Source organism: Mycolicibacterium sp. XJ662, from assembly GCF_053484035.1.
Genome location: NZ_JBEFTL010000001.1, coordinates 876,820 through 900,962, shown reverse-complemented (window position 1 = coordinate 900,962; position 24,143 = coordinate 876,820). Strand labels below are relative to the sequence as shown.

22 protein-coding genes are annotated in these 24,143 nt (G+C 68.5%); 16 read left to right on the top strand and 6 right to left on the bottom strand.

What is annotated here, in order from left to right:
* Positions 1-32 precede the first annotated feature (32 nt).
* Positions 33-998 (top strand): ferritin-like domain-containing protein, encoded by a 966-nt coding sequence (locus tag ABQE93_RS04100; protein ID WP_448405994.1) that lies wholly within the window; start codon positions 33-35, stop codon positions 996-998.
* Positions 999-1,145: 147 nt separating this feature from the next.
* Here ABQE93_RS04100 and ABQE93_RS04095 read toward each other — a convergent pair whose 3' ends face one another.
* The 4 genes from ABQE93_RS04095 to ABQE93_RS04080 are packed head-to-tail and all read right to left on the bottom strand — an operon-like array spanning position 1,146 to position 3,714.
* Positions 1,146-1,949 (bottom strand): acyl-CoA thioesterase domain-containing protein, encoded by an 804-nt coding sequence (locus ABQE93_RS04095; protein ID WP_448405993.1) that lies wholly within the window; start codon positions 1,947-1,949, stop codon positions 1,146-1,148.
* A 27-nt stretch (positions 1,950-1,976) separates the two neighbouring features.
* Positions 1,977-2,309 carry a GNAT family N-acetyltransferase gene (locus ABQE93_RS04090; RefSeq protein WP_448405992.1) on the bottom strand — a complete coding sequence of 111 codons (333 nt, stop codon included), beginning with the start codon at positions 2,307-2,309 and terminating at the stop codon, positions 1,977-1,979.
* Positions 2,310-2,316: 7 nt separating this feature from the next.
* Positions 2,317-3,282 (bottom strand): pirin family protein, encoded by a 966-nt coding sequence (locus tag ABQE93_RS04085; RefSeq protein ID WP_448405991.1) that lies wholly within the window; start codon positions 3,280-3,282, stop codon positions 2,317-2,319.
* A 15-nt stretch (positions 3,283-3,297) separates the two neighbouring features.
* Positions 3,298-3,714 carry an EVE domain-containing protein gene (locus tag ABQE93_RS04080; protein WP_448405990.1) on the bottom strand — a complete coding sequence of 139 codons (417 nt, stop codon included), beginning with the start codon at positions 3,712-3,714 and terminating at the stop codon, positions 3,298-3,300.
* Positions 3,715-3,787: 73 nt separating this feature from the next.
* On the opposite strand from ABQE93_RS04080, the gene ABQE93_RS04075 reads away from it, so the two are divergent.
* A complete protein-coding gene (locus ABQE93_RS04075) occupies positions 3,788-5,341 on the top strand; it encodes an acyl-CoA carboxylase subunit beta (protein ID WP_448405989.1) in 1,554 nt (517 codons plus the stop codon).
* 137 nt (positions 5,342-5,478) lie between these two features.
* Here the strand turns inward: ABQE93_RS04075 and ABQE93_RS04070 are convergent, their stop codons facing one another.
* Positions 5,479-5,769 (bottom strand): WhiB family transcriptional regulator, encoded by a 291-nt coding sequence (locus ABQE93_RS04070; RefSeq protein ID WP_448405988.1) that lies wholly within the window; start codon positions 5,767-5,769, stop codon positions 5,479-5,481.
* 327 nt (positions 5,770-6,096) lie between these two features.
* Between ABQE93_RS04070 and ABQE93_RS04065 the strand changes: the two genes are divergently transcribed.
* On the top strand, positions 6,097-6,834 hold the full coding sequence (locus tag ABQE93_RS04065; protein WP_448405987.1) for a transcriptional regulator: 738 nt from the start codon (positions 6,097-6,099) through the stop codon (positions 6,832-6,834).
* Here the strand turns inward: ABQE93_RS04065 and ABQE93_RS04060 are convergent, their stop codons facing one another.
* Positions 6,835-8,148 carry a MinD/ParA family ATP-binding protein gene (locus ABQE93_RS04060; RefSeq protein WP_448405986.1) on the bottom strand — a complete coding sequence of 438 codons (1,314 nt, stop codon included), beginning with the start codon at positions 8,146-8,148 and terminating at the stop codon, positions 6,835-6,837. It abuts the gene before it with no gap.
* 649 nt (positions 8,149-8,797) lie between these two features.
* Between ABQE93_RS04060 and ABQE93_RS04055 the strand changes: the two genes are divergently transcribed.
* The 13 genes from ABQE93_RS04055 to ABQE93_RS03995 all read left to right on the top strand — a co-directional run bounded on the left by ABQE93_RS04055 (position 8,798) and on the right by ABQE93_RS03995 (position 24,128).
* The gene (locus ABQE93_RS04055; RefSeq protein ID WP_448406516.1) at positions 8,798-9,574 is read left to right on the top strand and encodes an ESX secretion-associated protein EspG; all 777 of its coding nucleotides are present in this window, start codon (positions 8,798-8,800) and stop codon (positions 9,572-9,574) included.
* A complete protein-coding gene (locus tag ABQE93_RS04050; protein ID WP_448405985.1) occupies positions 9,575-10,048 on the top strand; it encodes a YbaB/EbfC family nucleoid-associated protein in 474 nt (157 codons plus the stop codon). It abuts the gene before it with no gap.
* Entirely contained in the window at positions 10,041-11,762 is a 1,722-nt protein-coding gene (gene eccA, locus ABQE93_RS04045; protein ID WP_448405984.1) for a type VII secretion AAA-ATPase EccA, read from the top strand. The genes ABQE93_RS04050 and eccA overlap by 8 nt, the downstream gene beginning before the upstream one ends.
* Before the next feature lie 4 nt (positions 11,763-11,766).
* On the top strand, positions 11,767-13,245 hold the full coding sequence (gene eccB, locus ABQE93_RS04040; protein WP_448405983.1) for a type VII secretion protein EccB: 1,479 nt from the start codon (positions 11,767-11,769) through the stop codon (positions 13,243-13,245).
* On the top strand, positions 13,242-15,473 hold the full coding sequence (gene eccCa, locus ABQE93_RS04035; RefSeq protein WP_448405982.1) for a type VII secretion protein EccCa: 2,232 nt from the start codon (positions 13,242-13,244) through the stop codon (positions 15,471-15,473). Before eccB ends, eccCa begins: the two co-directional genes overlap by 4 nt.
* Positions 15,470-17,224, top strand: coding sequence for a type VII secretion protein EccCb (gene eccCb / locus ABQE93_RS04030; protein WP_448405981.1), 1,755 nt, complete (start codon positions 15,470-15,472; stop codon positions 17,222-17,224). Before eccCa ends, eccCb begins: the two co-directional genes overlap by 4 nt.
* A 168-nt stretch (positions 17,225-17,392) precedes the next feature.
* Positions 17,393-17,686: a PE family protein gene (locus ABQE93_RS04025; RefSeq protein ID WP_448405979.1), complete on the top strand. Its 294-nt coding sequence runs from the start codon at positions 17,393-17,395 to the stop codon at positions 17,684-17,686.
* A 52-nt stretch (positions 17,687-17,738) separates the two neighbouring features.
* Positions 17,739-19,022 carry a PPE family protein gene (locus tag ABQE93_RS04020; RefSeq protein WP_448405978.1) on the top strand — a complete coding sequence of 428 codons (1,284 nt, stop codon included), beginning with the start codon at positions 17,739-17,741 and terminating at the stop codon, positions 19,020-19,022.
* A 90-nt stretch (positions 19,023-19,112) separates the two neighbouring features.
* Positions 19,113-19,412 (top strand): WXG100 family type VII secretion target, encoded by a 300-nt coding sequence (locus tag ABQE93_RS04015; protein ID WP_448405977.1) that lies wholly within the window; start codon positions 19,113-19,115, stop codon positions 19,410-19,412.
* A gap of 34 nt (positions 19,413-19,446) precedes the next feature.
* A complete protein-coding gene (locus ABQE93_RS04010; RefSeq protein WP_448405976.1) occupies positions 19,447-19,746 on the top strand; it encodes a WXG100 family type VII secretion target in 300 nt (99 codons plus the stop codon).
* An 87-nt stretch (positions 19,747-19,833) separates the two neighbouring features.
* A complete protein-coding gene (locus ABQE93_RS04005; RefSeq protein WP_448405975.1) occupies positions 19,834-21,222 on the top strand; it encodes a MinD/ParA family ATP-binding protein in 1,389 nt (462 codons plus the stop codon).
* The gene (eccD, locus tag ABQE93_RS04000) at positions 21,219-22,745 is read left to right on the top strand and encodes a type VII secretion integral membrane protein EccD (RefSeq protein WP_448405974.1); all 1,527 of its coding nucleotides are present in this window, start codon (positions 21,219-21,221) and stop codon (positions 22,743-22,745) included. The genes ABQE93_RS04005 and eccD overlap by 4 nt, the downstream gene beginning before the upstream one ends.
* Before the next feature lie 99 nt (positions 22,746-22,844).
* Positions 22,845-24,128, top strand: a complete 1,284-nt coding sequence (locus tag ABQE93_RS03995; protein WP_448405973.1) for a DUF7373 family lipoprotein — start codon at positions 22,845-22,847, stop codon at positions 24,126-24,128.
* Positions 24,129-24,143: the final 15 nt, after the last annotated feature.

The window sequence follows — 24,143 nt, the reverse complement described above, 5'->3', positions numbered from 1 at the left end:
CTTTCGTCAACGCATAAGGGGCTAGAAAGCAGATGACTACTACCGCTACCGAAACGACCTTGCTCCGGCAGCTACGCACGATGCTCGACCTGACCCATACCGAGATTCAGGTCGCCGAGACCCGTGTCGCCCAGGCCAGGACCGAGGCCGTGCGTCGCGAGCTGAGCGAGAACGCCGAGAACGGCCAGATCCGCGCCGAGGCGATCGAGAAGGCGATCCGCGATCTTGGCGGGTTCCCCGACACCGTCGGCCCGTTCTTCGGTCGCGCCGCCGCGGCCGTGAAGGCCCTGACCGAGCAGGCGCAGCCGTTCGACGAGGCGCTGCTGGGTGACCTGGCGCTGGAGAACCAGCTGCTGGACCGTGCGCGCTACATCAAGGCGCTGGCGGTCTCGGCCAAACAGCGCGACATCCAGGACCTGGCCGATCGCCTGATCACCGCGCATTCGGCGACGGTGAGCTGGCTGACCACCGTGTTGGCCGAGGACGCGCTCGGCGGGCCGGCCGCGCTGCAGCGCACGCCGATCCAGGCCGCCGCCGGCACCGCCGTGAAGTTGGTCAACCTGCCTGGCCAGTGGTCGGCGCAGTCGGTTGAGCGGGTCGCCGAGTTGGTGCGCTCCGCGGGACCGGCCGTCGACGACCTGCGCCAGCGTGCGCAGCGGGCCAGCGAGATCACGCTGAAGGCGCTCGGCGCCTCACGTGACGGCGCGCTGAAGCGGGCCGAGGACGTGGTGCGGCGCGAGGGCGCCGACGAAGCGGCCGACCGGCTGCACAAGGCCCGCGCCGAGGGCGGTGTCGTCGACGCCGACGAGCTGCCCATCGAGGGCTACGACGAGCTGAATCAGAACGACGCGGTGGCCGCGGTGAAGGAGCTCGACGACCCGAGCGACATCCGCACGATCATCGCCTACGAGGAGATGCACAAGAACCGCCAGCGGTTGGTGTCGGCAGCGCAGACGCGCCTGGCCGCCATCGCCCAGGAGGTTGTCGGCATCAGCTGACCCGGCTATATAGGAACACCCCGCGGACATTCCGCGGGGTGTTTCTTGTCTTGGTGCGGCGCTGCACTCGCGCGCCGATTTCTGCACGACGGCTGTGAAACCTCGCGCAGCGCGACCCTGGTGCAGAAATCGCCGAGAGGGCGCTTACTACATGCGCGGCGGGGCGAAGCCGGGGTTGGACAGCGCGTTGGCCACCCCGCTGCCGATCGGCCCGTACTCGTCGACGATCGTCGCGCTGCCGGTCGCCACCCCCGCATCGCTGTAGTGCGTCAGCGCCGCCAACCCCAGGTAGGAACCCTTCGGCAGCCGGGCCAGCGACAGCGTGTAGTCGGCGTTGATCCACTGCAGACCGCTCGGCCCGAAGTGTGTCAACGAGCTGACCATGTCTCCGGCCATCGACGCGCGCACGAACGGCGTGAGCTCCGCCCCGGCGACCAGGGGTCGAAAATCGCGCACCCAGATGTGCTTAGGCCCCGAGTGCTGCCAGTTCTGCAGGCCTTCACCGGGACCGGGTTCGCGATCGTGTTTGCCGTAGGTCCACACCAGCGTCGACAGCCCGGGCGGGATGGGGTCGGGTGTCGGCGGCGGCGACGGCATGGTCACCGGCGAGGTCCAGATCTCATCGGCGGGTTGCTCTCCGCGGCGCAGGAACAGCGCGGTGCCCCGGGCGACGACGGTGTCACCTTGCGTCATCACCGCGTCGACCAACTTCAAGCGGCGACCCGCACGCACGACCGCGGTCTCGACGCGGACCGGCGCCAGCGCGGCCGGCCGGAACAGGTCGACCGTCAGCCGGGCGGGCTGCAAGTCGGGGTCGCCGGCGTCGCGCTCGAGCACATGACCGAGCAGGCCGCCGACGTAATTGCCGCTGATCGTCTGCCCCCACGGGCCCTGCGCGATCGGCCCGGGAACGAACGCATCCCCGTCAGGGGTGAAAAACGCGGTCGTCACCGCGCCGACGATAGCGGGCCGGGCCGGTTACCGATCCGCCAGCCAGCGTTCGACCTCGGGGGTGACGGGGTCGACGACGTCGGAGAGCTCCTCATGCTTGTCGATGTAGCCGGCGACCATGTCGCACACCGCCACGATCCGCAGCCCGTCGTCTCGGGTCTGCTCCAGCGCTTCGCCGATCAGGATGGTGGCCAGGCCGCGACCCTGGAACGCCTCGTCCACCTCGGTGTGGGGAAAGACCCGTTGGCCGTCGCGGTCGGCGAACTCGGTGAACCCGGCGGTCTTGCCGTCCACCGTGATGTTGAAACGGTCGGATTGTTTGACGACCTCGGTGGGCGCGCCAGTCTTGTCGGTGGTCATGGGCTACCTATACCCCGGGATTGCGCCGGGGACGCAAGGTGGCGTTGGGCAGGGCGGGCGCGGGCAGGCGCTCGACAGCGCCGCGGTAGCCGTGCACCGCGCCGAACCGATCGTGGTGGTCTTGCCACTGCTCGCGGTACGTCGCGACCTCGTCGTGGCTGCGGCCGACGAAGTTCCACCACATCACCAGCTCTTCGGGAAACGGTGGGCCGCCCAGGACGACGACGCGGGCGGGGCGGTCACCGCGGTTCGTCAGCCCCAGCTCGGTGTGGCCGGCGGCTTGAAACGCCAGATCCGCCACGTCGAGCGCGGTGTCGCCGACCATGACGTCACCCTGGTCGAGCAGGACGCCGTGTTCGAAGGCGGCGTCGACCTCGAACGTCACCTCGCAGCGCGGCTCGAGGTCGACCTGCGCGCCTAACAGTGGGGTGAAGGTGTGCACGGGCGATTGGGCGCCGGCGAGTTCACCGAGAAAGACCCGCAAGGTGGCACCGCCGAAGGCGCGTGGCGTCGGCACGAAATGCGCGAAGTCGCGGCCGGTGTCGCGGTCGGAGTCGGGCAGCGCCACCCACAGCTGCACACCGTGCAACACAGTGGTGTCCGCCGTCGACACCTCGGAGTGGCAGATGCCCGCGCCGGCGGTCATCAGGTTCAGTTCGCCCGGGCGCACCATCGCGTGCACTCCGGCGCTGTCACGATGCTCGACCTCACCGGCGAAGAGCCAGCTGACCGTCTGCAACCCGGTGTGCGGGTGCGGGGGCACATCCATGCCGGGGCCCTCGCGCACATCCTGCGGGCCGTAGTGGTCGGCGAAGCACCACGCCCCGATCAGCGAGCGTTCCCGCTGTGGCAGCGTGCGTCGCACCCGCATCGCACGTGGCCCGCCCAGCGGGACCTCGCGGGCGCGCAGCACACCGGCGAACGGCGTTGCCGCACAAGCGACTGCGGCAGGCGCCGGCTCGGTGTTGCTCACCGCCTCACAGTAGCCTCAGCGGTCGCCGGTCATCGCCGAACGGATCACCCCCAGATCCCGGTCGTCGATCTTGAATACACCGAAGCGGAACTTGTAGCCCCACCGGCTTTTGTCCTCGATGAAGTCGAGGTGGTCAAGCAGCGGACGGATCGGGGTTTCCGAACAGTCCAGGAAATCGACGTTGCGCCGCCACGGCGCCTCCGGCGACGTCTCGTCCTGATACGGCTCGTCGTCGACGACCTGCCCGATGGCGGTGAAGGCCTGCAGCGGGTCGCCCTTGGGATAGCCGGTCTTGGGTGAGTAGAACACAATCCAGTCGCCACGGGCCATCTTGCGCAGCATGTGCGGCTTGCCGTGGTTGGACTGGGTGAAACGGCCGCGCACCCCACGTTCGACGTGGTCGCGGCTGACGGTGTTAATCCAATTGGTCATGGTTCGCACGCTAAGCCGCAGCGCCGACAGGTTCGGCTCGCTGGCCAACAGCCTGTGGATAACATCGAACGCCATGAGCGACGATCACGCCGAACTGATGCGTCGCCGGGCGCTCACCGAGGACGCCGCCCGCCCCGAGGCCGTCGCACGCAGGCACGCCAGCAACGGTCGCACCGCACGGGAGAACATCGACGACTTGGTCGACGAAGGGTCGTTCGTCGAATACGGCCGGTTCGCGATCGCCGCCCAACGGCACCGCCGCGACCTCGCCGATCTGATCGCGCGCACCCCCGCCGACGGGCTGATCGCAGGAACGGCGCGCATCAACGGCGCCTTGTTCGACGCCGAGCGCAGCGCGTGCGCGGTGCTGTCTTACGACTACACCGTGCTCGCCGGCACGCAGGGCGCCCTCGGGCACCGCAAGAAGGACCGGCTGTTCGAGTTGATCGAGCGGATGCGGTTGCCGACGGTGTTTTTCGCCGAAGGCGGCGGGGGACGGCCCGGCGACACCGACTATCCGACCGTGTCGTCGCTGGAGGTGCGGGCGTTCAAGCTGTGGGCGGCGCTGTCGGGTGTGGTGCCACGCATCGCGATCGTCAAGGGCCGCTGTTTCGCGGGCAACGCCGTCATCGCCGGGTGCGCGGATCTGATCGTGGCCACCGAGGACGCGTCGATCGGGATGGGCGGGCCGGCGATGATCGCCGGCGGCGGGCTCGGCGAGGTGGCGCCCGACGACGTGGGCCCGATCGCGGTGCAGTCGCCCAACGGTGTGGTCGACGTCGTGGTGGCCGATGAGGCCGAGGCCGTGGCGGTGACCAAGCGGCTGCTCGGCTACTTCCAGGGCGCCACGGCGCCGGGACCGTGCGCGGACCAAACTGGTTTGCGCACAATGGTTCCCGAACGTGCGCGGCGGGCCTATCAGGTGGCGCCGATCGTCGAGACGCTCGCCGACGAGGGTTCGGTGACATTTCTGCGTAGCGGCTTCGCCAAGGAGATGGTGACCGCGCTGGCCCGCATCGGCGGCCGCCCGGTCGGTGTGCTCGCGAACAACACCATGGTGATGGCCGGGGCGATCACCGCGGCCGCCTCGGACAAGGCGGCCAGGTTCCTGCAACTGTGCGACGCGTTCGGGTTGCCGGTGGTGTCCCTGGTGGACTGCCCGGGCTACATGGTGGGGCCGGCCGCGGAGGCCGAGGCGCTGGTGCGACGCGGGTCGCGGATGCTGGTCGCCGGTGCTGCGCTGAGCGTGCCGCTGATCGCGGTCGTGCTGCGCCGCGGGTACGGGCTCGGCGCGCAGGCGATGACCGGCGGCAGCCTGCACGAGCCGCTGCTCACCGTGGCCTGGCCGGGTGCGCACCTGGGTCCGATGGGGCTTGAAGGTGCGGTGCGGCTGGGGCTGCGCAAGGAGCTCGAGGCCATCGCCGACGACGACGAACGCGAAGAGCGGGTCCGTCAGGCCACCGCGGCCGCGCAGGAGAACGCCAAGGCGCTCAACGCCGCTGCGCTGTTCGAGATCGACGATGTCATCGACCCGGCCGACACCCGCAGGCTCATCATCGACACCCTGACCGCGGCGGCCGGCGGCGAAGAGCGGGCTGCGCGCCGCCGCTTCGTCGACACCTGGTGAGCGCGAACGTTCCTTACCACTCGAAAAATTGCCGAAACTTCGAGCGGTAAGGAACGTTCGGGGCGGCGGCGTAGGCGGCGTGGTCGCGTGGTCGCTCGCCGCCGACCCCCCGAGAACCGGCGGCGGGCACCGCCTCGTCAGGCGGGCTCGGCGTACAGGCGGCGGGGTCGGACGGGGTAACCGTTGCGCTCAGCCAGCGAGCGCAGCTGCCGCAGAGCAAACGTGCGCCCGCGACCGCCCTCGGGAACCACGATGCCGGCCCACAACCCTTCGGCGCGGGGTAGCTCGCACGCTTCGCGGGCGCACAACCACCGACGGGGGCATGCCCGGCAGATCGCCTTGGCGACCTGATCGGCCGATGTCGTCCAGCGCTCGGGGTCGCGGGTGCAGGCGCCGACGGGCATTTCGTCCCATCCGATTGAGTTCATGGTTGTCGCTCCTCTGCTGGTCTGCGGCCGCTGCGCCGCGCTGACGACAACGTAGCGAACTAAACCGTAGCAATGCAACAGTTACAGCGATGGAATTCGCCATTGCCCTGGCCAGCATGCATCGCGGCAAGGCGACAAAACTACCGCCAACTGCGGCGGAGCGCCGTCCACGAAGCCGTAGCGGTGCTTCAGTTCAGCCTCGGGAGAAGATGTAGCTTCGCGACAACAAGGTGACGCAGACACACCACCCAAGGTGTAGCGGTCGGGCCGCCGGCGGATAGGATTGCGGGGCCGTTCGCCCCGTTTCTTCGACAGGAACCGTCGTCCATGAGCCAGCCAGAGCCGACCGACGCGTCGGCCGAGACGCTGGATCCGGGCCTGGTGCGTGCGGGCGCGGCCGCCGCCGCACGGCGTCGTGAGCTCAACATCAGCCAGCGCCGGTTGGCGGCCGACGGCATCATCAACGCCGGCGCGCTGATCGCGTTCGAAAAGGGTCGCAGCTGGCCAAGGGAACGCACTCGAGCAAAGCTCGAGGAGGTGCTGAATTGGCCGCCGGGCACCATCGCCCGGCTCCGGCAGGGCGAACCGGCGCAGACCCGTGCCGAGCCGCCCGCGAAGACGGGCGCCGACGAGATCCCGCTGATCGCCCAGGCGGTCGTGACCGCGGTCGGCACGTTCGCGTCCGCCATTGATGCGTTACCGCCTGCCGACGCACCCGAGTTCAGCCCCAGGGTGACCAAGATTCTGGCCGACCTGCGCCAGCTCGAGTCCGTCGCCGCGCGCGCCGCGCGGATCAGCCGCGTCACCCCGGCGCTGATCAAGGCATTGAGCGCGGTGCGCGGCCGCTACGACGCGCTCATGCTGCGCGCCGCGCGCTCACCACACGCCACGCTGGGGCAGCGGCTCTACGCCGCGCGCCGCAGCGCCAACCTCACCATCGCCGAAACTGCCCAAGCTGCAGCGGTTTCCGAAGACGACATCGCCGGCGCCGAATCCGAAGAACCGGTGTCGGCCGCCGCGGCGCGCGCGATCGAAGAGCTGATCGCACAACTCGACTGGCGCTGACTAGTGGCGTCGGCGGTCATCCTGGGTGGGGAAGTGCTCGGCGAGCGCCGCGGCGATCTCCAGGAAGCGCCGCCTGGTCGCCGGCGACATCTCCGCAGTGCGGTCGATCACGCCGCCCGGCCGCAGGTGCCCGTCGAACGGGACCTCGATGACCGCCTGCCCCTGACTGGAAAACTGTTGCGCCAGAATGGAACGCGTCCGCTTATCGGCATGCCCGTCGGAATCGTTGAGCACGATGACGGTGCGCGCCAACAGCGGCGTCAGCCCCCGGGCGGCCAGCCAGTCCAGCGTCTGGCCCGCGGCGGCCGCGCCGTCCACCCACGGCGAGGACACCACGACCAACGCGTCCAGATCGCGCAGCACCTCCTGGGTGACCGGGGAGTCCATCGTGGAACTGCAGTCGATGATCGAGATCGTGAAATGGCGGTCCAGCCGCGACGTCGCCTCCCGGTAGATCGCCGGGTCGAGCACCCGGCGCCGGGCCGGCGTCGCCTCACCGGCCAACACGAACAACCCGGCGGCGTTGTTGCCCACCCGGCTGCGCACATCGGCGAACGTCTCCAGGTGCTGGTCAGAAGCCAGCTCCCAGTACGAGCCCTGCGCACGCGGGTCGATACGGCTGCCCAACTTGCCGAACGCGGTGTCGGCGTCGATGGCCACCACGCGGTCGTCCTGGCGCAACTCGGCCAGCACCGAGCCGATGCTGGCTGACACCGTCGTCTTGCCCACACCGCCCTTGCCCATCACGCCGACCTTGAAGTGGCCGCGCATCGGGGACTGGATCTTGGCCTCGAGTTGGCGCTGCCGGATCTCGTCGGGGCCCGGTCCCAGGTTGATCAACCCGAAGCTGGCCTTGTACAGCGCCAACCGCCAGCCGCGACCCGGCGGGACCCGCCGCGCCGGCACCAGTTCGTCGGCGCGGATGCGATCGGCGTACGAGCCGCCGGGCGGGCTCTGCGCAGGCGGTGCATCCGGCGGATATCCACCGGCCGGCCACTGCGGACCACCGGGCGGGGGCGGCGGCGCCGACGGCCTTGCTGAACCGGGACCGGCGGGCGGGCGCGGCGGCCTGCCGGGCGGCCCGGGCCACGGTCCGGGCTCGGGCCGGACGCCACCGGGTAGCGGTCCGGTATCGCGCGGCATACCCGGCGGCGGACCGAACCTGCCCGGCGGAATATCCGCGGGCGGGTGCGGCGGCGGCACCGGCGGGTGCGGCGGCGTGGGCTCTGGTTCGACGGCGGCAGGCTCCACGGCGCTCTCGTCGGTGCCCGTCCAGCCCAAATCTTTCCGCAATGCGTCATCGCGGTCGGTCACTACGCGTCTCCTCACCGAAGGTTCTGGTCTCGGCCCCTGCTCAAGTATCAACTACGGGACGACGCGGCTCGGGGGGCGGCGACCAGTGCCCCGTAGCAAACTTCCAGACGGCCCGGTATGGAAAGTGCGCAACCGCATTGGCGGGCCGTGCAGTGCGCGTTTTGCGGTGCGCTGCCGGTGCGCATGCACACGCGGACGCACCTAGCTAAACGCTCGAGGCGCCGTCGAATTTCCGTTGCTGGGCAGATGATCAGCACAGGACAACGCGGTATTCACTGCAGTATCAGGTAGCTGCAGGCGTCCCTCAGGTAGCCGCCTGCCCCACCAGAAATAAGCGCACTTAGCACATCCGCAGCGCTGGTACTCTTTGAATCGTCGAAGGGGTTTGCAGACCAGGGTCGGGGGTGCGCCTGCTCAGGGCGGCAAAGCGTCGTCGGCGATCTTGATCCGTCTGACCCGAGACCGGGGACGGAACCGCTGAAACCGGACATCCGATCGGATGCCACCGCGGGACGACAAAAAGGGAGGACTTCATGCCCGGCGACGATCTGCGCGCGACCCGCGAGATAGCGTGAGCGCTCTGCAGTCAGCGCACCGCGACGCCGCGCCCCTTGACGATGTCGTCGGCGTAGAGGTGACCATCGATGGCATGTTGGTCATCGCCGACCGACTGGGGCTGATGGAGTTTCCGGCGTCGCTCGGGATCCGCCTCAACATCCCGCAACCGGATCTGCGCGACATCGTGTGGGATCAGGTCAGGCGCGACCTGACGCGGCAAGGGGTGCTGGACGTCTTCGGCCAACCCCACCCGGAGGTGGCGGCGATGGTCGACACCCTCAGCCGTTCCGACCGGACCTTGGAGGGCCGCTGGTGGCGGCGCGATGTCGGCGGCAAGATGATCCGCTTCGTGGTGTGCCGCAAGGGCGATCGCCACGTCGTCGCCGCCCGTGACGGCGACATGCTGGTGTTGCAGCGCGTCGCCCCGCAAGTCGGGCTCGCGGGCATGGTGACGACGGTCCTGGGCACCGCGACGGCCGCCGACGTGGAACCGCTGACGGGAGTGGCGACGAAGTTGGCGGAATGCACCAGCGCCAACCAGATCGCGGCCTACGGCGTCGCACCCGCCTCGGCGCGCGTCTACGCCGACATCATCGCCAACCCGGCCAGCTGGGTGGAGCTCACCGCCCAAGAACGCCATCCCGGCGGTACCTTCACCCAAACCGACGTCGCCGCAGGGGTTTTGGATGCCCAACAGGGCCGGATCGTGTCGATTCCGCGCCGCGTCAACGGCGAACTGTTCGGCAGCTTTCTGCCCGGCAGCCCCGAGAACCTGCAGCGTGCGCTCGACGGGCTGATCGAGTTCCTGCCGTCGAAATCCTGGTTCGATCAGCCCACCTCCGAACCCGTTGACGGAGAGGGGGACTGAGTGGCGACAAGAGACCGCACCCCACACGACTCCGACGACCTGGCCGCCGCGCTCGACTTCTCCGTCGCCGACGACGGCTCCACGGCGTCGGACCTCGACGCGCTCGACGTCTATGACGGGGACGTGCCCGATACCGCGCAGGATCCGGTGTTCACCGTCGCCAACCCCGACGGTTCCGTCACGGTGACGGCGGCACCGGACGGTCGCGTGCAGCAGATCGAGCTGTCGCCGAAAGCGACCGCCATGACCGAAGCGGACCTGGCCGACGAGATCGTCGTCGTCGCCGCGCTGGCGACCCAGGACGCCAAGTCCGCGCAGTACGCCGACATGCTCGAGGCGATGCGCCAGCAGGGCCACGACGATGCCGCGACCCGGGACTTCCTCACCCGCGACCTCGCCCTCCCGACGCCGGAACAGGCCGCGGCCGAACGGGAGCGGGTCTTCGCGACCAGGCAGGGGGGCGGCCGTGTCTGATCAACTGGCCAACTTGTTCGGAAGCGCGGTGGGGATGTTGCCCAGCGCTCCGGCCCGCTCGTTCGAGATCTTCAGCGAGATCACCACGATGGACGAGGCCGCGTGCGACGCCTGGGTCGGCCGGATCCGGTGCGGCGACACCGACCGGGTCACGCTGTTTCGGGCCTGGTACTCGCGGGCGAACCTCGGTCAGCTCGCCGGTGCCGCCGAGATCTCGATGAACGCCGTCGGCGCCAGGGTGCCGATCGGCGGGCAGTTCGGTGACATCACCTACCCGGTCAACTCACCGCTGGCCATCACGATGGGTTTCGCGGTGCACGAAGCCTCCGTCGGCAACTTCGTCGATGCGATGGAAGCCCTCGAGGACGTACCCGCTACCGGCGCAGCGCATCTGATCTCCTGGGTCAAGGCGGTGATCTACGGGGCCGCCGAACGCTGGACCGAGGTGATCGACGAAGTGCGGGGCGCCGCGGGGTGGCCCGACAAGTTCCTGGCCGCCGCGGCCGGCGTCGCGCACGGCGTGGCGGCGGCCAACCTGGGGTTGTTCAGCGAGGCCGAACGGCGGCTGACCGAGTCGAACTCGTCACCGGCAGGCGAGGCGTGCGCGCCCGCCATCGCGTGGTTCTTGGCGATGACACGGCGCAGCCAGGGCAACGAAGAGGCCGCGGTGGCGCTGCTGGAATGGCTGCAAGCCACCCATCCAGAACCGAAAGTCGCTGCGGCGCTGAAAGATCCGACCTACCGGCTGACCACGACCACCGCCGAGAAGATCGCGTCGCGCAAGGACCCGTGGGATCCGGCCAGCGTAGAGGCGGACACGTCGGGCCGGGAGTCGCTGCTGGCCGAGGCGCAGGCCGAGTTGGACCGTCAGATCGGTTTGACCCGCGTCAAGGAGCAGATCGAGGCCTACCGGGCCGCGACCCAGATGGCCAAGATCCGCGCCGCGCGCGGCATGAAGGTCGCCCAGGCCTCGAAGCACATGATCTTCGCGGGCCCGCCCGGCACGGGGAAGACGACCATCGCCCGCGTGGTGGCCAACATCCTGACCGGCCTTGGGGTGATCAGCGAACCCAAGCTCGTCGAAACCTCCCGCAAGGACTTCGTCGCCGAGTACGAAGGACAGTCCGCGGTGAAGACCACCCGCACCATCGACCGCGCGATCGACGGCGTGCTGTTCATCGACGAGGCCTACACGCTGGTGCAGGATCGCGACGGACGCACAGACCCGTTCGGCACCGAGGCGCTGGACACCCTGCTCGCCCGGATGGAGAACGACCGGGACCGGTTGGTGGTCATCATCGCCGGATACAGCGCAGACATCGACCGGCTGCTGGAGTCCAACGACGGGCTGCGGTCCCGCTTCGCCACCCGCATCGAGTTCGACTCCTACTCACCGGAGGAGATCGTCGACATCGCGAAAGTCATTGCAGGATCGACGGATTCGAATCTATCCGAGGAGGCTGCCAAGCGGGTGCTCGAAGCCGCCACCTTGTTGAGTGAGCGCGATCTGAACGGTAAACCGGCGTTGGACATCGCAGGCAACGGCCGCTACGCCCGGCAACTGGTGGAGGCAGGTGAACAGAACCGGGATATGCGGCTGGCGCGTTCACTGGACTTCGACAGCCTCGAGGTGGAGCAGCTCAGCGAGATCAACGGCGACGATATGGCCGCTGCGATCACAGCGGTGCACAGCCGCTTGAGCATCAACGAGTAACCCCATGGCGAGTTTTCGGCTTACCACCAAGGTTCAGGTCAGCGGATGGCGGTTTCTGCTGCGTCGCGTCGAGCATGCGATCGTGCGCCGCGACACCCGCATGTTCGACGATCCGCTGCAGTTCTACAGCCGCTCGGTGTCCACCGGGGTCATCATCGCGGTGCTGATCTGTCTGGGCGCAGGGCTGCTGGCGTATTTCAAACCGCTCGGAAAGCGGGGCAGCGACACGCTTCTCGTCGACCGCACCACCAACCAGTTGTACGTGGCGCTGCCGGGGACCGGTTCGCTGCGGCCGGTGTACAACCTGACGTCGGCGCGGCTGGTACTCGGTAACGCAGGCGACCCGGTCGCGGTGAAATCCGATGAGCTCAACCAGATGGCCAAGGGCCAGCCGATCGGCATCCCGGGTGCGCCCTACGCAACCCCGGTGGGTGGCGCCGACCCCACGTGGACGCTATGTGACACCGTCACCAAGCCGCAGAGCGTAACGCCCACGCTGGCGACCTCGGTGATCATCCGGCCGCTGGTGACCGACTCGTCTGTGGGTCCGATGCGCGCCGACCAGGGTGTGCTGGTGTCGTATGAGAACGACAACTGGTTGATCACCAAGGACGGTCGCCACGACATCGACCTCGCCGACCGTGCGGTCACGTCGGCGGTGGGCATCCCCGTCACCGCGAGGGCCACCCCGATATCGGAGGGCCTGTTCAACGCGCTGCCCAACGCCGGCCCCTGGCGGCTCCCCCAGATCCCGCGCGCGGGCGAACCCAACACCGTTGGCCTGCCGCCGAACCTGGTGATCGGCGCGGTCTTCAAGGCGCTCACCGAAGACGGTGAGCAGCACTTCGTGGTGCTGCCCGACGGGGTGGCGCGAGTCAACGACACCACGGCAGCGGCGTTGCGCGCCACCAACTCCTACGGTCTGGTCTCGCCGCCGTCGGTGGAGGCCAGCGTCGTTGCGAGCATCACCGAACATGTCTTCGCCTCCCCGCTCGCCGATGAGCCGCTGGACATCGTGCTGCGCGAGGATGCGCCGACGCTGTGCTGGTCGTGGCAGCGCGAACCCGGCGACCAGGCCCCGGCCACGACCGTGATCGCCGGACGGCACCTGCCCATCCCGTCGTCGGCGATGAACAGCGGCATCGACCAGATCGGCGGCGACGCAACCGTTTACATCGACGGCGGCAAGTACATCCGGCTGCAGTCACCGGACCCGCGATACGGCGAAAGCCTCTACTACATCGATCCGCAGGGGGTGCGCTACGGGCTGCCCGACGAAGAGACCGGTAACACCCTGGGGCTGTCGGCGCCGAACACCGCGCCGTGGCAGGTGGTGAGCATGCTTGTCGACGGTCCGGTGCTGACCAAACAGGCCGCGCTGCTCGAGCACGACACGCTGCCACCGGATCCCAACCCACGCAAGGTCGACGGGGACACCCCGGGCGCCGCCCAACCGGCGTCCAACACCGGAGGTGGCCGATGACCACCAAGAAATTCACGCCGATCATCAAGCGCGGCCCGCGTTTGACACCCGGCGAGATCAACGTCGCCCCACCGGATGACCTCGGCGTCGACATTCCGCCGTCGGGCATCCAGAAGGCGCTGCCGTGGGTGATGGGCGGCGGCATGCTCGGAATGATCGCGATCATGATCTTCACCGGCATCCGCCAGCTGTCGCCGTACATGCTGATGATGCCGCTGATGATGATCATGGCCACGGTCGGGTTCATGGCCGGCGGCGGTCCCGGCGGCAAGCGGGTGCCCGAAATCAACGCCGACCGCAAGGAGTACCTGCGCTACCTGGCGTCGCTGCGCACCAGGGTGACGTCGTCGGCGGCCGCGCAGGTGACGTTCTTCAACTACCACGCGCCGCATCCCGAGGACCTGCTGTCGATCGTCGGCACCAACCGGCAGTGGTCGCGCACCGTCACCGCGGACTTCTACGCCGCCACCCGAATCGGCGTGGGCACCGAGCCCGCGGTCGACCGGTTGTTGAAACCGGCGGTCGGCGGCGAGCTGACGGGACCGCAAGGGGCCCCGCAACCGCACCTGGAACCGGTCAGCCACATGTGGGTGACGAAGTTCCTGCGCACCCACGGGCTGATCCATGACTGCCCGAAGCTGTTGCAGCTGCGGACTTTTCCGACGATCGCTGTCGGCGGTGACCCCGAGGGCGCGGCCCGGCTGCTGGCCGCGATGATCTGTCACCTCGCGGTGTTCCATCCGCCGGACCTACTGCAGATGCGGGTGCTCATCGACAACCCCGAGGACCCGGACTGGGCGTGGCTCAAGTGGTTACCGCACGTGGCGCATCAGACCGACACCGACGCGGCGGGCCCGACCCGGATGGTGTTCACCCGGCCCGACGGGCTGAGCGATCTGACCGCGCGCGGCCCGCACACCGCCGACGCCGCACCCAGCGGACCCTACGTCGTCGTCGTCGACCTGACCGGCGGCCGGGCCGGATTCCCCGTCGACGGGCGCGCCGGCGTCACGGTCATCACGCTCGGCAACCACCGCGGCTCCGGCTACCGCATCCGGGTGGCTGACGACGGCACCGCCGACGACCGGCTGCCCAATTCGACGTTCCGCCTGGTGACTTCGACGACGGACCGGATGACCCCGGAGCAAGCTACCCGGGTGGCGCGCAAGCTGGCGGGCTGGTCGATCACCGGCACCATCATCGACAAGAGCGTTCGCGTGCAGAAGAAGGTGGCCACCGAATGGCACCAGCTCGTCGGCGCACAGACGATCGAGGAAGTCACCCCCAGCCGGTGGCGGATGTTCAGCGATACCGACGGCGACCGGCTGCGGATCCCGTTCGGCCATGAACTCAAGACCGGCGACATCATGTACCTCGACATCAAGGAGGGCGCGGAATTCGGGGCCGGGCCCCACGGGATGCTGATCGGCACAACCGGTTCGGGCAAGTCGGAGTTTCTGCGCACCCTGATCCTGTCGTTGGCCGCGACCCATCACCCCGATCAGGTGAACCTGCTGTTGACCGACTTCAAGGGCGGCTCGACGTTCCTCGGAATGGAGAAGCTGCCGCACACCGCGGCGGTGGTCACCAACATGGAAGAAGAAGCCGAGTTGGTCAGCCGCATGGGTGAGGTACTCAGCGGCGAGTTGGACCGGCGTCAGTCGATCCTGCGCCAGGCCGGTATGCAGGTCGGTGCGGCCGGCGCGCTGTCCGGGGTCGCCGAATACGAGAAGCACCGCGAACGCGGCGCCGACCTCCCGCCGCTGCCAACGCTTTTCGTGGTGGTCGACGAGTTCGCCGAGCTGCTGCAGAACCACCCCGACTTCATCAACCTATTCGACCGGATCTGCCGGGTGGGCCGGTCGCTGCGGGTGCACCTGCTGCTGGCTACCCAGTCGTTGAACACCGGCGGGGTGCGCATCGACAAACTCGAGCCCAACCTGACCTACCGCATCGCGCTGCGCACTACCAGCTCGGCCGAGTCCAAGGCGGTGATCGGAACCCCCGAGGCCCAATACATCACCAACAAGGAAAGCGGTGTGGGCTTTCTGCGCGTCGGCATGGAGGACCCGGTCAAGTTCCACAGCGTCTACACCGGTGTGCCGTATGAGCCGTTGGCGCCAATGCAGGACAACGGGGAGGTCAAGCCGCGCGTGCAGGCCGACAACCGGCTGCGGATCCACCCGTTCACCGTGGCACCGATCTTCGACAAGGCGGTGACGCCATGACCGTGCAACCCGAACAGCGCGTCCTGCGCGAGGTGGTCCTCGACCAGCTGGCGGGCGAGATCCGCGCATACCGAATGTGGCTGCCGCCGTTGGCCGATCCGACACCGGTCAACGAACTGATCGAACGCGACCATGCGCGCCGGCCGCTGCGCTTCGGGCTCGGCATCATGGACGAACCGCGCCGGCACCGCCAGGAGGTGTGGGGCATCGACGTGTCGTCGGCCAGCGGCAACATCGCCGTCGGCGGCGCACCCCAGACCGGCAAGTCGACGTTCCTGCAGACGCTGATCCTGTCGGCGGCCGCCTCGCACACCCCGCGGCAGGTGCAGTTCTATTGCGTGGACCTCGGCGGCGGCGGCCTGATGTATCTCGAGGACCTGCCGCACGTCGGCGGCGTCGCGACCAGGTCGGAGCCCGACCGGGTCAACCGGGTGGTCGCGGAGATGAAAGCCGTGCTGCGCCAACGCGAAGCCATGTTCAAACAACACCGCGTCGGCTCCATGGCCGCGTACCGCCAGATGCGCGACGACCCCGCCCATCCCGCGGCCGCCGATCCGTTCGGCGACGTGTTCCTGGTCATCGACGGCTGGCCCGCGTTCGTCGCGGAATTCCCCGATCTCGAGCCGGTCGTCCAGGACCTCGCCGGCCAGGGCCTGCAATTCGGTGTGCACGTGGTGATTTCGACGCCGCGGTGGACCGAGTTGAAAGCCCGGGTGCGCGACTATCTCGGCACCAAGGTGGAGTTCCGGCTCGGTGACGTCAACGAGACCCAGATCGACCGGATCACCCGCGAGATCCCGGCCAACCGGCCCGGCCGGGCGGTGTCGATGGAAAAGCACCACCTGATGATGGGAGTGCCGCGCCTCGACGGCGCGCACAGCGCCGACAACCTGGTGGCCGCGATGGCCGAGGCGGTGCAGATCATCACCGCTCGGCACACCGACCACGCACCGAAGGTCCGCGTGCTGCCCGAACGGATCTACCTGCACGAACTCGACCCGCAGCCACCCGGACCCGACGCCGACTACCGCACCCGGTGGACGGTGCCGATCGGTCTGCGGGAATCCGACATGGGCATCGCCTACAACCAGATGCACACAACGCCGCATCTGTTGATCTTCGGTGGGCCCAAGTCGGGCAAGACGCGCATCGCACACGCTGCCGCACAGGCGATTTGCGCACGCAACAGTCCCGAGCAGGTGCGGTTCATGCTGGCGGACTACCGTTCCGGGCTGCTCGACGCCGTCCCGCAGAGCCACCTTCTCGCCGCGGGCGCGATCAACCGCAACAACGCGAGCCTGGAAGAGGCCATCAAGGCGTTTGCCATCAATCTGAGGAAGCGGCTGCCGCCCGCGGACCTCACCACGGCGCAACTGCGCGCACGGTCCTGGTGGAACGGGCCGGACGTGGTGCTTCTCGTCGACGACTGGCACATGATCGTCGCGGCCAGCGGCGTGGTGCCACCGATGGCTCCGCTGTTCCCCTTGCTGCCGGCGGCTGCGGACATCGGCTTGCACATCATCGTCACCTGCCAGATGAGCCAGGCCCACCGGGCCACGATGGACAAGTTCGTGGGCGCCGCCTACGGCGCCGGTTCGCCGACCCTGTTCCTGTCCGGCGAGAAACAGGAGTTTCCCTCCAGCGAGATCAAACTCAAGAAACGACCACCTGGCCAGGGGCTTCTCGTGTCACCCGACGGCAGGGACGTCGTCCAGGCGGCCTATGTCGATCCGCCGGAAGAAGTTGTGTAAGGAGCACCCGTGACGCGCGGTTAGGATGTTTTCAGGACGCACCAGCAAACGTCGTGGTGTGTTGCAGCAAACGGGGGCCGGGACCCGAATCAGGGCTTCCCCACAGCCTGCTAGCGCATGAATAAATTCATATGCCCTGGAACTCAGACCCAAAGAGGAGAAACCAAGATGGAACCGTTGACGCACAATCCAGGCGCCGTGGGGCTCGGCGCACAAGTAGTGGCAAACGGCACCCGAGGACTGGCCGCAGGCACGACGGCCACGGCCGCGGTCACCGCTCTGGTTCCCGCGGGCGCCGACGAGGTGTCCGCGCAGGCGGCCGCCGCCTTCGCCGTCCAGGGTGTGGAAACACTTGCAATGAACACATTCGCCCAGGAAGAGCTGGCGCGGATGGGCACGGCGGTTATCGAGAGCGCCGGCATCTACACCGCGGTCGACGGCGCCAACGCCGCCACCCTCTGATCGCGACCCGACCAACCACACCCCGACCCGACCACGAGGGAAGACCTAGACGATGTTCTGGCACGCCATGCCGCCAGAATTCAACACTGCGCGGCTGATGGCCGGCGCCGGCGCGGCGCCGATGCTGCAGGCCGCCGCGGGGTGGGAGGCATTGGCGATCTCGCTGGAAACACAGGCCGACGAACTGGCCGGCAGCTTGGCTGCCCTGACGTCAGTATGGAGCGGTTCGGCCAGCGAGCGAGTGGTCACCGCAACCATGCCGATGGTCGCCTGGCTACGGACTGTATCCGCGCAGGCGCAGAAGAGGGCGCTGCAGGCCACGGCGCAGGCGAACTCGTACAGCCTCGCCATGGCCACCACCCCGCCGCTGGCGGAGATCGAGCAGAACCACATCACCCACGCGGTGCTCGAAGCCACCAACTTTCTGGGCGTCAACACGGTGCCGATCGGCATCAACGAGTTCGACTACTTCGTTCGCATGTGGAATCAGGCGGCCGGGGCGATGGACATCTATCAAGCCGAAACCGCCATGAACCTCCTCTTCGAGCCGATCATGCCGCCGAAGCCGATCGTGGTGCCCGGCGTTGCCGCGGGCGGCGCGGCAGCGGCAGTCGGGTACGCGGCGGCGGCCGCGCCGGCCACAGCGATGCGCAACGCCGTCATCGCCCAGGTGGGCGCGCAGGCCTCGCTGGAGTCGGGTGTGCTGCAGGGCGGACGTGCGGTCTCCGGCATCAACACCGCCGCCCAGGGGGCCGAGAGTCAGGGGCGGAAGGCCGACAACCTCGCCCAGCAATCCTTGAACCCCAACCAGACGATGCAGATGGGCGCGCAGATGGCGTCCCAGCTGGGTTCGACGGTGGCCCAGCTGCCGCAGCAGGGCATGCAGATGGTGATGCAGCCGGTCCAGCAGATGACCCAGCCGCTGCAGCAGGTCACCTCGCTGTTCGGCCAGCTCGGCAGCAGTCTGGGCAGCGAGCAGATGCAAGCGGGCCTGGTGGGAGCCGCCCCGCTGTCGAACCATCCGCTGGCGGGCGGTTCGGGTGCGGCAGCCGGCGCGGGGCTGGTCCGGGCGGCGTCGCTGCCGGGTGCCGGCGGGACGGCGGCACAGACCCCGTTGATGTCGAACCTCATCGGTGAGACCAAGCCGGTCGGGGCGCCCACGGGAGCGACCGCCGGGGCGGCGGGCGCCGGGCTGGCACCTGTCGGCGCCGGCGGCGGTGGCGCGCCGATGGGTCACATGGGGGCACGAGGCACCAGCGGAGGAACGAGACAGGGATTGACGGCACCGCGGGTCCTGCCCCAGGACCTCGGCGAAGATGAGGACGACGACTGGTAGGCGTCCACCAGGACTTCCCGGCATCAGGCCGGAAAGACTCGCCGTTCCAAGGGAATTGGTGAGGACAGGAAAAGAGAAAGAGTATCCAACATGGCAATGAATACCGACGTTGCTGTCCTCGCCAAGGAGGCAGCGAATTTCGAACGGATCGGCGGGGAGCTGCAGGCCGTTATCGGCCACGTCGAGTCGACCGCGGGCGCTCTGGCCCCGAGCATGGTCGGCGAGGCCGGCTCGGCCGCTCAAGCGGCCCTGATGCGTTTCCACGAGGCAGCGGTCCGCCAGGTCAACACGCTCAACGACATTTCGGCCAATATTCACACCGCTGGCACGCAGTACGCGGCGACCGACGACGATCAGGCCGGCACGCTGTCGGCGGCGATGCAGTTCTGACCCACCGACCTACAAAAGCGAACGGAGACACGACATGAGCGAAAAGGTTTACAACTACGGGGCGATCGACGGCGCGTCCGCCGAAATCCAGACCGCCGTCGGGCAGACAGAAGGCCTGCTCGCGGAGGGCAAGGGCTCCTTGGCCGCTCTCGCCGCCGTCTGGGGCGGGACCAGCTCCGAGGCCTACCAGGCCGTCCAGATGCGGTGGGACACCGCGTCGGCTGAGCTGAACGCGGCTCTTCGGCAACTCGCGGGCGCGATTCAGGAGGCCGGCGGCACCGGGGGGACCATGTACCAGGCCGATCGACTCATCGAGAGTTCGTTCGGCGGATAGCGCGCCGCACGAGGTGGGCTGGTTCAACCTTCGGGGGGCTCGCCCACCTCGTGCCTCCGCACCCACTGACAACACTGAGAGGTACCCATGTCGGCAGACTATGACCGGCTCTTCCACTCCACCGGAGACGCTGTACAGACAGCCGACGACGATGTGGCGGAACACGACTCCACCGCCGCCGGTTCGGCGACACCCGCGCCGCGGCCCGCGTCCACCGGTCAGGCGCCCGGCGAGCTGACCTCGCCGACGATGCCGGTGGGTCAGACCCATAGCGCGCCCGCGCCTCCGCCGCGGGATGTGGAGATCACCACCCAAATGCCACCCGCGCGGCCGCAAGCGCCTCAGCCACCACCGAATTCGATGATGCGGATACCGACGGCCGGCGCTCCGGCGGGGGCGCGATTCGAGCAGCCTCGGCCGGCGCCGTCGCCAGCGCCGCGGCCTGCCCCTGCGCCTGCCCCGAGCCAGCATTTCGGGGAATCGCAGCCCGAGCCCGGCGCGGGATTCGTCGCGCCCGCACCGGCGTCGGCCGCCACCATCGGCAACCACCGTGCTCTCGACGCGCTCTCCCATGTCGGGGTGAAGTCGGCGGTGAAGATGCCCTCGCAGCGCGGCTGGCGCCACGTGCTCTACCTGCTCACCCGAATCAACCTCGGGCTCTCGCCGGACGAGCTCTACGAGATGGAGCTGCACAGCCGGATCCGCCGAAATGCCAGGGACTCCTACCAGATCGGTGTGTTCGGGCTCAAGGGCGGCGTCGGTAAGACCGCGGTCACCGTGGCGCTCGGGTCGGCGATGAGCAAGGTGCGCGGCGACCGGATCCTGGCCGTCGACGCCGACCCCGATGGCGGCAACCTCGCCGACCGCGCCGGACGGCAGTCCGCCGCCACGGTGGCCGATCTGCTCGCCGACAAGGAACTGGCTCGCTACAACGACATTCGGGCCTACACGAGCATGAACGCCTCGAACCTCGAAGTCCTCTCGAGTGAGGATTACAGCGGCGCGCGGCGCGAGTTCAACGACGAGGATTGGAAGGGCGTGACCAACATCGTGTCGCGCTACTACAACCTCGTGCTCGCCGACTGTGGGGCCGGGCTTTTCCAGCCCGCGGCCCGCGGTGTGCTGGGCACGATCTCGGGGCTGGTGATCGTCGCGAGCGCATCGATCGACGGCGCCCGACAGGCCGCGATGACCATGGACTGGCTGCGGCAGAACGGATATCAGGATTTGCTCGGCCGGTCGTGCGTGGTGATCAACCATGTCGTTCCGGGCAAGCCGAACATCGATGTCGACGACCTCGTCGCGCAGTTCGAGCGCCATGTCCCGCCCGGACGTGTCGTCGTGCTGCCCTTCGACAAACACATCGCTGCGGGCACCGAGATCCAACTCGACCTCCTCGGCAAGACATTCCGCAGGCGCATCGTCGAGTTGGCCGCGGCCCTGTCCGACGACTTCGACAGGCTCGAGCGGCGTTGACTTCCACCGCCGCGGCATCTCCGACGTCGAGCATCACGCCCGGGCGTCCGTCGACCACCCGGGTGACGATCCTCACCGGTCGGCGGATGACCGATCTGGTGCTGCCCGCGGCAGCGCCGATCGAGTCGTATATCGACGAGACGGTGGCGGTGCTGGCTGAGCTCCTCGAGGACACTCCGAAGGAGGTCCTCGCCGGGTTCGACTTCGGCGCGCAGGGGGTCTGGGCGTTCGCCAGGCCGGGTGCGCCGCCGCTGAAATTCAACGAGTCGCTGGATGACGCGGGCGTGGTGGACGGGTCACTGTTGACCCTGGTGTCGGTCAGTCGAACCGAGCGCTACCGGCCCCTTGTCGAAGACGTCATCGACGCGATCGCAGTGCTCGACGAGTCACCGGAGTTCGACCGATCGGCGCTCAATCGCTTTGTCGGCCTTGCTATTCCAGCGGTGGCTCTGGTTGTGACGGTGATGGCGCTGGTGGGCTGGGATCGGTCGGGTCAGGGCTGGTGGTGGGCGGTGGCCCTCGCAGCGCTGGGCGTCGGCCTGCTCGGCGGCAGCATGTTGGCCGTCAATCGGTATGCCAACGTCGACATGGCCGAGAGCCTGTTGGTCGCGGCGCTGCCCACCCTCGCCGGCGCGGCGGCATTGGCGGTGCCGCTACCGCGCGGCGTCGACTCGTTGGGCGCACCCCAGATCGCGGGTGCGGGTGCCGTCGTGCTGCTGTTGACGTTGGCGACCCGCGGCGGGCCCCGGCGAAGAGCGGAGCTGGCCTCGTTCACCGCTGTCACGTCGGTCGCGGTGACGGCCGCGGCGATCGCCTACGGCTACGGATGGCAGCACTGGGTTGCCGTGGGGGCCATCGCATTCGGTCTCATCGTCGTGACCAACGCAGCCAAGCTGACCGTCGCGGTGGCCAGGATTGCGCTACCGCCCATCCCGGCACCGGGTGAGACGGTGGCCAACGAGGAACTCCTCGACCCGGTCACCACCTCCGACACGGACGAGGAGTCGGCGACATGGCAGGCCATCATCGCGTCGGTCCCGGACTCCGCGGCGCGACTGCACGAACGCAGCCAACTGGCCAAGCGGCTGCTGATCGGATTCGTCACCGCCGGTGCCCTCGTGCTGTCGATCGGGGCGATCGCCGTTGTGGTGCAAGGCCATTTCTTCGTGCACAGCATGATCGTCGCCGGCCTGGTAACGGCGATCTGCGCATTCCGGTCGCGGCTGTACGCCGAACGGTGGTGCGCATGGGCGCTGTTGAGCGCTGTCGTGTTGATTCCGACCGGTGTGATGATTCGGTTGTGTCTTTGGTACCCGGATTCCGCCTGGCTGGTGCTGGCCGGCTACCTCGGCCTTGGAGTCGTCGCGTTGATCATCGTCGGTGCCACGGCGGATGTGCGACGGGTCTCGCCGGTCACCAAGCGCATTCTCGAGTTGCTCGACGGCGCAGCGATCGCGGCGGTGATCCCGATGCTGCTGTGGATCGCGGGCGTCTACGACATCTTGCGGAACTTGCGCTTCTAGGATCGCTCAGCGCGTGACCGGGCCCGCCGCCGTGCCAGACTTGGGTCAAACCGCACGCCCGATGCCGATGGTGCGGTGGGCGTAGGAAGGGGACAGTCGGTGCGGCGACCGAGGCAGGGTTCGGGTCGGCTGGTGGCGACGCTCGGCTGCGTCGTTCTGATCGCGGCGTGTTCGTCGACCACATCAGGACAGGCCGTGAAGGCTCCGGACGCCACGGGCTCGGACGGCGTCGTGGTGGCGTTGTTGGACACCGGGCCCTATTCGATCACCCCGGGGCGACCGTTGGGCGTGGCCGGGGAGGACCCGCAAGCCCAGGGCCTGTTGGAAGCCCACCGCCTCGCCGAGTTCACGGTAGGGCCGTGGGAAGTCGACGACTCTTTGCACGAATACCCCGGTGTGGACCAGGTGGGGCTCATCGCACCCGTCGCGACACCGCAGATGATGCGGGAGCTTGCCGTGCTGCCCATGCCGCTGCCCGAAATCGCTGCGACGCATGGTTTTGTGAGCGGGTTTTCGACCGTGCGCGTGTCGCCGGAGGAGGCGGGACGCAAGCTCGGCTTGCACAACGCGGTCATGCGGTTTCCCGATCCGGCCGCGGCCGCCGCTGCCGCGGCCGAGATGGCAGACAAGGTGCCCATGCCGAGCGGCGCCGATCCCATGCGTCCCAGAGAGACGTCCGGGACACCGGAAGCGATCACCAAGAGCTATGTCTTCCCCGACGACCGGTACGTCCGGGTGGACAGCTTCACCGCGCACGGGCCCTACGTGCTCTACCAGTCCTCCCGGGCCTCGGGCGACAACATGTTCGACGCCGCGCCCGCGCTCGTGGCGGGGGCGTTGAGCATGCAGAAGCGGCGTATCGACGAGTTCGCGCCGACTGAGCGGGCGGCGATGGCGCAATTGCCTCTCGATCCGACGGGCCAGTTGATGGCGCGCACGTTGGCCGCCCGCGACAACAGCGCGCCGTTGATCATCGGCGGCTGGCGCCCACGGGCCTGGCTGCATTTCGAGGACAACCCCGTGACGGCGACGTCGTTGTTCAACACGGCCAGCGTCGATGCCGTGACGCAGCGGCTGACGACGGTGTATCAGGCGGCTAACGCCGACGGCGCCGCACGCATCGTCGGGCAGTTCGCCGAGGAGTTGGGCGCTGCCCCGGATGTGCGGCCCGTCGACGGCGTGGTCGGAATGCCAGTTGCACGCTGCTTCGAACGGCTCAAGGGCGCGGTCCCGCCGACCGAGGCGATGACCATTCAGCGCGTCGCGTGGCATTTCAAGTGCGTGGCAAGCGTCGACCGCTATGCGTATACCGCTTTCTCGCAGAAGGCCGAAGACGCCCGTCAGCAGATCTCGGCCCAGTACCGCATCCTGGCGGGTCAGTGACCGGAGGCTGTGGCA

What these genes read in the sequence shown, in the direction of transcription:
- ABQE93_RS04055 (WP_448406516.1), top strand. Translation starts at nt 8,798, where the DNA reads ATGTTGGTCATCGCCGACCGACTGGGGCTGATGGAGTTTCCGGCGTCG.
- ABQE93_RS04100 (WP_448405994.1), top strand. Translation starts at nt 33, where the DNA reads ATGACTACTACCGCTACCGAAACGACCTTGCTCCGGCAGCTACGCACG.
- ABQE93_RS04065 (WP_448405987.1), top strand. Translation starts at nt 6,097, where the DNA reads ATGAGCCAGCCAGAGCCGACCGACGCGTCGGCCGAGACGCTGGATCCG.
- ABQE93_RS04025 (WP_448405979.1), top strand. Translation starts at nt 17,393, where the DNA reads ATGGAACCGTTGACGCACAATCCAGGCGCCGTGGGGCTCGGCGCACAA.
- ABQE93_RS04075 (WP_448405989.1), top strand. Translation starts at nt 3,788, where the DNA reads ATGAGCGACGATCACGCCGAACTGATGCGTCGCCGGGCGCTCACCGAG.
- eccCb (WP_448405981.1), top strand. Translation starts at nt 15,470, where the DNA reads ATGACCGTGCAACCCGAACAGCGCGTCCTGCGCGAGGTGGTCCTCGAC.
- ABQE93_RS04020 (WP_448405978.1), top strand. Translation starts at nt 17,739, where the DNA reads ATGTTCTGGCACGCCATGCCGCCAGAATTCAACACTGCGCGGCTGATG.
- ABQE93_RS04005 (WP_448405975.1), top strand. Translation starts at nt 19,834, where the DNA reads ATGTCGGCAGACTATGACCGGCTCTTCCACTCCACCGGAGACGCTGTA.
- ABQE93_RS04015 (WP_448405977.1), top strand. Translation starts at nt 19,113, where the DNA reads ATGGCAATGAATACCGACGTTGCTGTCCTCGCCAAGGAGGCAGCGAAT.
- eccB (WP_448405983.1), top strand. Translation starts at nt 11,767, where the DNA reads ATGGCGAGTTTTCGGCTTACCACCAAGGTTCAGGTCAGCGGATGGCGG.
- eccCa (WP_448405982.1), top strand. Translation starts at nt 13,242, where the DNA reads ATGACCACCAAGAAATTCACGCCGATCATCAAGCGCGGCCCGCGTTTG.
- ABQE93_RS04070 (WP_448405988.1), bottom strand. Translation starts at nt 5,769, where the DNA reads ATGAACTCAATCGGATGGGACGAAATGCCCGTCGGCGCCTGCACCCGC.
- ABQE93_RS04080 (WP_448405990.1), bottom strand. Translation starts at nt 3,714, where the DNA reads ATGACCAATTGGATTAACACCGTCAGCCGCGACCACGTCGAACGTGGG.
- ABQE93_RS04090 (WP_448405992.1), bottom strand. Translation starts at nt 2,309, where the DNA reads ATGACCACCGACAAGACTGGCGCGCCCACCGAGGTCGTCAAACAATCC.
- ABQE93_RS04010 (WP_448405976.1), top strand. Translation starts at nt 19,447, where the DNA reads ATGAGCGAAAAGGTTTACAACTACGGGGCGATCGACGGCGCGTCCGCC.